Consider the following 8,672-nt stretch of genomic DNA (forward strand, 5'->3'; position numbering starts at 1 on the left):
TCTCGCAGCAATCTGGTTCCACAAATTACGAATCAAACTCGACGCCAGTGCCTGAAATTCTGAATCGATCCCAAAATTATGCAACAGGGAAGTCCAAAGATTCCAATGCCCGGCAGTCCCAGAAATTGCGACAATCCGACACCGATGGCCAAGATCGACGACGATCTCGAAAGCGGCGGCGCACCACTCGCTGCGCGGCCTTCGGCGCCCCATCTCGCCGCGCTTTCCGAAAAGGCCCGCGATTACGCCCGCAACGCCCGCTCGGAAAACACAAGGCGCGCCTATGACGCCGATTGGCGGCAGTTTTCCGCCTGGCTGCGCCGCCAAGGCTTCGACCCCCTGCCCCCGCACCCGCAAACCGTCGGCCTCTATCTCGCCGCCTGCATGGAGGGAGCAGTCTCCGCCGGCGCGCGAAACATCGGCGGAGTTTCCGCCGGCGCGCGAAACATCGCCGCCGGAAGCCGGGAGCCGGTTTCGGTCGCCACGCTGGAACGACGGCTCGCCGGCATCTGCTGGCATTACCGCCAGCGTGGCGAACCGCTCGACACAAGCGATCGGCATATTTCGACGGTGATCGCCGGCATTCGCCGCGCCCATGGCCGCCCGCCGGTCCAGAAGGAAGCCATCTTCGCCGACGAATTACTGGCGATGTTGGCGACGCTCGAGATGGATCTGCGCGGCATCCGCGACCGCGCCATTTTGGCGATCGGTTTCGCCGGCGGCCTGCGCCGCTCGGAAATCGTCGGCCTCGATTGCGGCCCCGACCAAACCGAAGACGGAACCGGCTGGATCGAGATTTTTCCCTCTGGCGCCGATGTTTCGAGCGCCAGCAGAAACTCCGCCGATGTTTCGAACGCCAGAAAGGACATCGCGGATCTATCCAGCGCCAGCAACAACGACGGCGGCGCGGTGCTGCAGATTTCCGGCAAGACCGGCTGGCGCGAAGTCGAAATCGGCCGCGGCTCGCGTCCCGAGACCTGTCCCGTCGCGCTGCTCGAGACCTGGTTGCGGCTCGGCCGGATCAGTCACGGCCCGCTGTTTCGGCCGATCGCGCGCAAGAACGGCGGCGTTTCCGCCAGCCGTCTGACGGACAAGCATGTCGCCAGACTGGTGCAGAAAACCGCCCTCGCCGCCGGCATTCGCGGCGACCTGACCGAGGGCGAACGGCGCCTGGCGTTTTCCGGCCATTCCTTGCGCGCCGGACTCGCCTCTTCGGCGCAGATCGAGGAGGCGCATGTACAAAAGCACCTCGGCCACGCCAGCGCCGAGATGACGCGGCGCTATCAGCGCAAGCGCGACCGCTTCAAGGTCAATCTCACCAAGGCCGCGGGACTCTGAAGGCGGCTTGGCGCATATCAGCGACGATCCAAGCCGCAATGTTGAACGTCTACGCTGCCTCGGTGACTGCCCTCACTTCAAGGTGCACGCCGGTTCGGTTTTGCAGCGCATTGATGACCGCAAACAGGTTCACCACGGTCGGATTTCCGTTGGGGCCGAACATGCGCATCAGACTTTTCGGCGGCGTCTGCGTGATTTCCGCCAGGGCCTCGAAACCGATCGTCGCGTTGATATAATCGCGCAAGATCGATCGGCCGGCGCCGATCTCTCCCGCGAGGAGGAGCTGAATCGCCTCCTGAAACAGAGCCTGCCGAAACGCAGCGTCATTCGTCGCCCGCGCTTGCACAGTCTCCTTGAAACTCCGGGTCAGCGCCATCACGTCACCCCTTACCTAGTTTTTGGCCTTCGCCTTACGCGCTTTGTAGTTTCGCCAATGCGCCAAAGCATCGGCGATGTCGTCGCTCTGACGGCGCTTCGTGCCGCCTCCCAGCAAAATCACAAGCGCCTTGCCGTCCCTTCCAAAATAGACGCGATAGCCCGGACCGCGATTGATTTTTAGTCCGGACGCGCCCTCGCCGATTGGTTCGACTTTCGAGGCGTTTCCATCAGCCGGCCGCGCCAAACCAACAGTGATGATCGCGGCGGCCTGGGGGTCGAGGGCGTTGAACCACTCCGCGAAGGGGTTTGCGCCTTTCTCGGTAAGGTATTCCTCAATCTCTATTATCGGTATCATATACGTTACCAAACTGGAAGCGGAACGATGGAATATGGAGGCGGGCCAGCCACTGCCGTTGCTCAGCCCTCGCCGTCGGCAATTCTAGCTCTGAGGATGCGTATCCTGTTGCCCGTCGACGGACTCAGAGAACGGCGGCAACTGACCATAGGTGGCGGCGGCGGTCAGCGCCTGCGCGGCGATGTCGCCCGCCCGGGTCAAGAGATCGGCGGGCGCCGCCTTCCCCTCTGCCGCCAGCGGACCGGTCGATGATCTTGACCAGCGCATCGGAAAGAATGGCGAGTTGGGTCGTCGTGTCGGTCATGGCGTCCGCGCTCCCTCATGAGGCAACGATAATCGCCAAATCGACGGCAAGGAAACCCGGCGCCGAAAAGTCCGATCATCCCGCTTGTCTCCGCTCGCGCGCCGCCTTCGACGCTTTGCCCCGCAGCAGCGCCATCAGCACCGGCCCAAGCGAGAATTCCCCTGCCCGCGCCTTCGCCGTCAGAACTCGCAAATAACCACCAGCGGATTTAATTTCTTCCCCCCTCTGCAAGATCGCGGCGACGACGATCGAGGCGTCATGCTCGCCCAGAACGTCGAGCGCCTGTTTCCAGGCGTCGGGCGAGACGCCGAGCGCCGAGCGCACGATCGCCGCCGCGTCGATCAGATCGCGCCAGCAGGAAATCTCCCCGCTCTTGCCGTAATCGACAACGTCGGGGCAGGCTTGCAGCACCATGCCGAGCGGATAGGTTCGCGTCGGCGACGCTTGCCGCTCCCCGGTTCCCGGACCGGGCGCCTCGGTTGTTAAAGCCCCTGCCCTCTCGGCTTCCGGCTCTTTCGGCATTAACCCGGGCGGATCGGCCCTACCTTCTCGAAGGCGAGGTTCAAGATCAGGAATGTTTGTGATTTGATTCTGTATATGGCGCTCAGTCTGGGACTCATTGGCGCTTCTTTTTTGCTGTTTAACGTGTGTTTCGAGCAGCTTCTGAATTTCGGTCGCGAAGGCCGCCAATTCGCCCGCCAAAGCCTCCAGCCCGGTTCTCCCGAGGCTGCGCGAATAGCGCGCCGAGAGGGCGTGGTAGCCCCCGTAAAGGCCTTGCCAGTCGCTGATGTCCTGCCCGTCAATCGATATCGGCGCGAAACGAACGCCCTCCTCCATGCCAGCCTCGATCATCTTGACGATATCGCGCCGAACCAGCGTGATCCTTTCACGCAGCAGCGCGATCGCGCGGTTTTCGGCGCGCACTTCCTCGGCGAGGTTTTCGATCTCGGCCGCGCGCGCGATCAGAGGCGTCAGATCGAAGCCGAAGGCGCTTTCAATCTCGCCGCCCTGCCCGCGTCTCGCGAAGCGTTTGCCGTTCGGTGAGTCGCGCCGGATGATCAGCCCCGCCTCGACGAGCGACGCCAAATGCCGGCGCAGCGTCGCCGGCGCCATGCCATGGGCGCGGATCGAGAGTTCCCGGTTCGATGGAAACACGACGACGCCGGCGCCGGCAGAGTTATCCTCGCTCTCCGATTTTGGATCGCGTTCCGGCAGCGTCAGCGCGGTTTCCTGATGAAAGCTGAGCAGCGCGTGCAGCACCGACAAAGCTCGGTCGGTGACGCCGATCGGCTCCTTGGCTTCCGTGAGCGCGCGAAACAGCCGCCATTTATGGACGACGGTCTCGGACGCGTCGGGTTTCGCCGCGAAATCTCGCGTCGCCGCCTGCGCCGCCACCATGGCGAGCGAAAGCGGTCGCCGCCCAAAGGGCGTCGTTGGATGTGTGCGCATAATCCTTTGCCTCGTTCAGGCAAAAGAAATCCGCTCGCCGAAAATTGGCGCCAAAACTCTTGACTGTGATTCGCGGAAGTGAGATTCTCGGAGTGCTGAAATCAGAGAAAGGCTTCCGGGCGGCGACGTTCGGGGGCTTTTTTCTTTTGCGGTTTAGTCTCCTGTTTCAGATTGACCTTCATTCGCGCCGGGTTAGAGCGCAAAAGGCCGGGAGAGGCGTCTCGGCGGATGAGCGTTATAAAGCGACATCATCGACGGCTTCCGCCTTTTTTCTGAAGGACGCGTAGAGTTCCGGCAGCTCAGCGAGCAAATATTGCGCGAACCCCGCCGCGACTTGTTTATCGATCGCAAGCATCAGAGTCAGAGGCTCATCTCTTGCGTTGCCGAATTTGGCTCCATCCTTGGCTTTCAAGGCAAAGGAACGAACGATCTTGCTCTTTGCAAGTTTCGGAGCCAGAGCGGCGAAGACGCGCTCGAACTTTGCGTCGGACGTCGCCGCCGAAAATTCTTCCTTCGCCATCTCTGAGCGAGCGAGCGCCAAAGCGCCATTGCGTTCGAGACGCGTCGAGAGTTCCGCCCAGCGATCACGCCCAACTGACGGCGCCGAACCGATACCCTCGATGATATCTTGCGGGATCTTCACGGCGGAGGAGATCAGACGCGAGAGACCGGTCTTATCGACGGTCAACGCCGCCATGATGATCTCCCGCGAATACCCCGACTGTTCGAGGCGCGCTGCAAAAAGCGCCTTCTCGATGAAGGTGAGATCCTTGCGCGCGCTGTTTTCCTGACCTTGCGCGACCACGAGCTGTTCGTCGCTGAGCGGCTTCACGACCGCGCGGACATTGCGCCCAAGTTCGGCGAGAGCGAGAAGCCGGCGCCGCCCATAGGCGATCTGGTAATGCCCCTCCTTTACCGGGTGTGGGCGCACGAGCACGGGAACTTGTTGGCCATGCTCGCGGATCGACTCGACGAGCGCGCGATGATGCTCCTCCGAGGTTTCCAAACGATCGGAAACGAATGAGGCCTCGATGAGATCCGGTGCGATATCAACAATGGAGTGCGCCTTGAGCTGTTCAATTGAGCGGCTTACCGCCCCTATCGCCCCGCGCGTGCCGAGGACGCCCAGATGCGCCGCAGCGGAGGGCTGGCGGGATGCGTCGGTCGTCACTTGAGCGTCTGAGTTGCCAGCCGGCAACAAAACGCCCGTGAGGCCTGCCAGCAAGTTCTTGCGCGCCATTAGCCTCTCCCCCAAGCGCCGCGGATGAGCTGTTCGATTTCGCCATTGACGCTATCGAGCGCCTCGATCGCGCGGTCGTAAGTCGAGCGAGTAAACTGGTCTCTGCTCACCTCGTAAAGCGTCTGCTTGGTGATGCCGGCGTCGGCTATCGCCGTGCTCTTGAGCATCGGAAAATTGAGCACATGCTCCCCGAACATTGAGCGCATGAAGGACACCATCTGGTTCTGCGGACCGTCGCCCGGCTCATAGCGAGTGACGAGATACCGCATCCAGTCGTACCCCATATTACCGCCGGCCTTGGCGACGACGCCGAGTAGATCGGACGTCATGATCAAGAACTGGCACATCGACATGACGTCGAGCATTTGTGGATGAACCGTCACCAACACGGCGGTCGCGGCGCACATCGCCGACATCGTCAAAAATCCGAGTTGAGGCGGGCAGTCGATTACGACGACGTCATACTGGTCGGCGACCGAGGCGAGCGCGGAGTCCATGCGCGTGAAAAACATCGACTCGACATGGCGATCGGTCATGAGAGCCTTTGGCGTCTCATGCTCGAATTCCATGAGCTCGAGGTTGCCGGGAATGAGGCTTAAATTGTCAAAATAGGTTTTCCGAACGATGTCGCTGAGGGGTCGCCTCCTGTCGTCGTAGCGGATCGCCCCGTAGAGGGTCTCATTCTCTCCGACGTCGAATTCTGGCTGAACGCCATGCAGCGCGGAAAGGCTCGCCTGGGGATCGAGGTCAATCGCAAGCACCCGGTAGCCGCGAAGCACGAGATATTGGGCGAGGTGAGCGGCTGTAGTGGTCTTGCCGCTGCCGCCCTTGAAATTGACGACAGAGATGACCTGCAGATGCTCCGTGCTGTTTCGAAAAGGAATATATTTGCGGTCGGGCTTGCTGCTGGCGTCGAGATATACGCGTAAAGACTGGATGTCGCCGATGGTGTACGAACGGCGGCCATTTGGACCGACCTCGACGGCTGGGCCTTTCTTTTCTAAAGACAGGCGGCGCAAATAGCCGTCATTAACCCCGATCAGTTTTGCCGCCTCAAGCGACGAGAATCGTCGTAAAGTCTTCTTCGCCTCAGGAGGGAAGAGTTGCAGTCGATGCGCTTGGAGACGAGCCGAAAGCTCCCGCGCATGGGCGCCGACCAGTTCGTTGATCGCATTCGATCGAAATTGGAGGGCAGGCGTGTCCACGGCAAATCTCGTTAGGAACGTTTTCTAGCGCAATCGGCGTCGTTTGCCGTGACAAGTTCCCCCGATTCGGCCTCAGTGGCAAGGAATTTTGAGTTAATCAAAGTTTAACGCCCGATTCGCAAACAAACAAATTACTGCGCGACAAGAGTTGCCGGCCGGCAACTCCCGCGCGCGCTCCACAATTCCTAGGCCAGCGCGAGAAAGGACCGCTGCCCGGCGCTCACGGCAGTGCGACGTCAAACCGCCACACCGGAATTCCCATCTTACGTTTTGTCGGCGAGGCCCTCAATGCGCTTAAGGGCGCAACGTGATTGTGACGGCTCCAGTCCGGTTGAGCGCGAGATGGGGAACTTTGGGATTATCCGCCGAGCAGGCGTGATCCGTTCGTCTCTCCTCGCGTCGCCGCCACGGAGAAGGACCACGTCGGGATGCTTGGCGTGGAGCTTGTCGAGAGCGTCCCAAATGCGCTGATGGCCGTTGCAATCGTCTCCGCCGGCGAAGGCGATCCGATGTCCGCTGGCCAAAGGCAATTGCGCCTCAGCCAGCTTCTTGGCGTTTAGGAAGTCCCGACTGTCGATCATCGCAGCGGTGCGGGCGCGGTGATTGACCTTAGAACCGGAGCGCGGACGCCAGGCGGACCCCGTCTCGGTCGCAAAAAGCTCCGCGAGATGGTCGCGGAAGAATTCAACCGCTCCAATTCGACCGAGCGGACTTCATTGTCGTCGGGGTCACGGTCGACGCGATCCGCCTTGCGATGAAAGAGATTGACGAAGGACCAGAGAAGATCCGGGAAATCAGCATCGAGACGAGTGTCGAGAAAGAGGCTGGACAGAACCTCGATGGCGGTTTCCAGCGCCAAAGATGCGGCGCAAAAGAGGGGAGGGGACGCGGATCCGGTTCGCCGTCAAAGGGGCGAAAGCCGTGCGGCGAGTTGACCGAGAAGGAGCGAGGAGGGCGATTGGGATTCGTGATCCGGGGTAAATGTGCCGAAGGAATGTGGCGTGATTTCATCGTTCATGTCGTGGCGCTTTCGCTTGAGGCTGCGCCGGTCGCGGCCTGACAGCGATCCCGAACCCCGGGCGGATGGCGTCGCACCCGAAGGGCCGAAACGAAGTGGAGGACGCTCGCGCCGACTTCTTTGGTCGCGCGGAATGCCCGAAGCGCAGGCACAGGGCAGGGGAAAGAAGTCGGCGAGGAGCGTTGCGGCAAGCGACCCGCTTGTGGGACATCGCTGCTCTCTCAGGCCGGCGCTATGCTGCAACCTGAATGGAACCTGCTAGCTAACCTCTATTTGTGAGCGCCGTCGCCATGAGGAGCTCGATTCGGCCGTGTAGGACTCGGCAAGGTGCGTCCAAGAAATCGGATGCGGCACAGCGCTCGGTTGGAGTTAGATCCAGCGCGATCACGTCCTCCAATTGCCGGGCGAAACTCAGAACGCTCTTGCTTGGCGCGAGAGCGATGCTGCGCGCCTTCCTTCTCGCCGTGACCGCGACGAATGGGATCGGCCTCGCGGTGGAAGAGATTTGCGCATCACCAAAGCGAGTCGGGAAGATCTGCTCAGAGGCGCCCGTCGATGAAACGTCGGGATAGGGTCTCGATGACTATTCAAGAGCCACGGCCGCCGCGTCGGAAGAGGGCAGGGGAAGCCGATCCGGCTGCCTTTCGAAAGGGCGATAGCTCTACAAGGCGAATTCATCGATGAGATGCGACAACAGCGTTTCGCGATGCGCGTTGCAGGGAAGGGGCGTAACGCCAATATCCATCACGGTCGCCCTTTCGCTGATGGCCACGCCCGGTTCGGCCTGAAAGCAATCGAAAAGCCACGGGACCGATGGCGACGCACATAAAGAACCGCAGCAAGCGGAAGACGCACCGCGCTGACTTGCTTACGCGCAAGGAATGACCTGCCGGAACTGACGGGGAGGGGAAGGGAAGTTCTGCGGCGCCCGCGGCGTCTCAACCGCCGCTTGTTGCGGCATCGCAGCGCTTTCAAACCGGCGCGTGGCGCTTTTCATGAACGACGCATCGGCACGTAAAACGCAAAAGCGCGCCACCCGCGATCGCGCTTCCCAAAGCCATGTCGGCGATCGATTCGGGTGGCGGGACTTCTTCGCTTCGAGCAATTGCGCCAAACGCCGGCCATTGGCCGAATCAGCTTCATCGTCTGATCCTGCAAGAGAGCGGAAAACGTCCGCGTTCATTGAACTTCCAAGCGGCTACGTCTTTCCGGTCGAATGAAAAGGCGCCGGTTTTTGGACGCAAAGTGGAGTGGGCCCCTCGGGCCGGACAGGGATCAGGCCGCGGATTTGACCTTCTGGCGGGCGTGCTGGTCCTCGAACTGTTGCGGGCTGAGATAGCCGAGTGCGGAATGCAGTCGGCGCTTGTTGTAAACCTCGTCGATGA

At 61.2% G+C, this 8,672-nt stretch carries 9 protein-coding genes; 1 reads left to right on the forward strand and 8 read right to left on the reverse strand.

What is annotated here, in order from left to right:
• Nucleotides 1-144 precede the first annotated feature (144 nt).
• On the forward strand, nt 145-1,338 hold the full coding sequence (locus ACR65W_RS10630) for a tyrosine-type recombinase/integrase (protein WP_434498342.1): 1,194 nt from the start codon (nt 145-147) through the stop codon (nt 1,336-1,338).
• Nucleotides 1,339-1,387: 49 nt separating this feature from the next.
• Here the strand turns inward: ACR65W_RS10630 and ACR65W_RS10635 are convergent, their stop codons facing one another.
• The 8 genes from ACR65W_RS10635 to ACR65W_RS10670 all read right to left on the reverse strand — a co-directional run bounded on the left by ACR65W_RS10635 (nt 1,388) and on the right by ACR65W_RS10670 (nt 8,670).
• Nucleotides 1,388-1,714, reverse strand: coding sequence for a DNA-binding protein (locus tag ACR65W_RS10635; protein ID WP_434498343.1), 327 nt, complete (start codon nt 1,712-1,714; stop codon nt 1,388-1,390).
• 15 nt (nt 1,715-1,729) lie between these two features.
• Nucleotides 1,730-2,059 carry a type II toxin-antitoxin system RelE/ParE family toxin gene (locus ACR65W_RS10640; protein ID WP_434498349.1) on the reverse strand — a complete coding sequence of 110 codons (330 nt, stop codon included), beginning with the start codon at nt 2,057-2,059 and terminating at the stop codon, nt 1,730-1,732.
• Nucleotides 2,060-2,155: 96 nt separating this feature from the next.
• Entirely contained in the window at nt 2,156-2,338 is a 183-nt protein-coding gene (locus tag ACR65W_RS10645) for a hypothetical protein (RefSeq protein ID WP_434502645.1), read from the reverse strand.
• 112 nt (nt 2,339-2,450) lie between these two features.
• Nucleotides 2,451-3,824, reverse strand: a complete 1,374-nt coding sequence (gene repC / locus ACR65W_RS10650; RefSeq protein ID WP_434498345.1) for a plasmid replication protein RepC — start codon at nt 3,822-3,824, stop codon at nt 2,451-2,453.
• Between the two features lie 235 nt (nt 3,825-4,059).
• A complete protein-coding gene (gene repB, locus ACR65W_RS10655) occupies nt 4,060-5,064 on the reverse strand; it encodes a plasmid partitioning protein RepB (RefSeq protein ID WP_434498346.1) in 1,005 nt (334 codons plus the stop codon).
• The gene (gene repA / locus ACR65W_RS10660) at nt 5,064-6,269 is read right to left on the reverse strand and encodes a plasmid partitioning protein RepA (protein WP_434498347.1); all 1,206 of its coding nucleotides are present in this window, start codon (nt 6,267-6,269) and stop codon (nt 5,064-5,066) included. The genes repB and repA overlap by 1 nt, the downstream gene beginning before the upstream one ends.
• A gap of 263 nt (nt 6,270-6,532) precedes the next feature.
• On the reverse strand, nt 6,533-6,850 hold the full coding sequence (locus tag ACR65W_RS10665; RefSeq protein ID WP_434498348.1) for an SLOG family protein: 318 nt from the start codon (nt 6,848-6,850) through the stop codon (nt 6,533-6,535).
• Between the two features lie 1,712 nt (nt 6,851-8,562).
• The gene (locus ACR65W_RS10670; protein ID WP_434498350.1) at nt 8,563-8,670 is read right to left on the reverse strand and encodes an IS3 family transposase; all 108 of its coding nucleotides are present in this window, start codon (nt 8,668-8,670) and stop codon (nt 8,563-8,565) included.
• Between the last annotated feature and the right edge of the window lie 2 nt (nt 8,671-8,672).

Source organism: Methylocystis sp., assembly GCF_051062815.1.
In the GTDB taxonomy this organism is placed as follows: domain Bacteria; phylum Pseudomonadota; class Alphaproteobacteria; order Rhizobiales; family Beijerinckiaceae; genus Methylocystis.

What these genes read in the sequence shown, in the direction of transcription:
- repC (WP_434498345.1), bottom strand. Translation starts at nt 3,824, where the DNA reads ATGCGCACACATCCAACGACGCCCTTTGGGCGGCGACCGCTTTCGCTC.
- ACR65W_RS10630 (WP_434498342.1), top strand. Translation starts at nt 145, where the DNA reads ATGGCCAAGATCGACGACGATCTCGAAAGCGGCGGCGCACCACTCGCT.
- ACR65W_RS10635 (WP_434498343.1), bottom strand. Translation starts at nt 1,714, where the DNA reads ATGGCGCTGACCCGGAGTTTCAAGGAGACTGTGCAAGCGCGGGCGACG.
- ACR65W_RS10665 (WP_434498348.1), bottom strand. Translation starts at nt 6,850, where the DNA reads ATGATCGACAGTCGGGACTTCCTAAACGCCAAGAAGCTGGCTGAGGCG.
- repB (WP_434498346.1), bottom strand. Translation starts at nt 5,064, where the DNA reads ATGGCGCGCAAGAACTTGCTGGCAGGCCTCACGGGCGTTTTGTTGCCG.
- ACR65W_RS10645 (WP_434502645.1), bottom strand. Translation starts at nt 2,338, where the DNA reads ATGCGCTGGTCAAGATCATCGACCGGTCCGCTGGCGGCAGAGGGGAAG.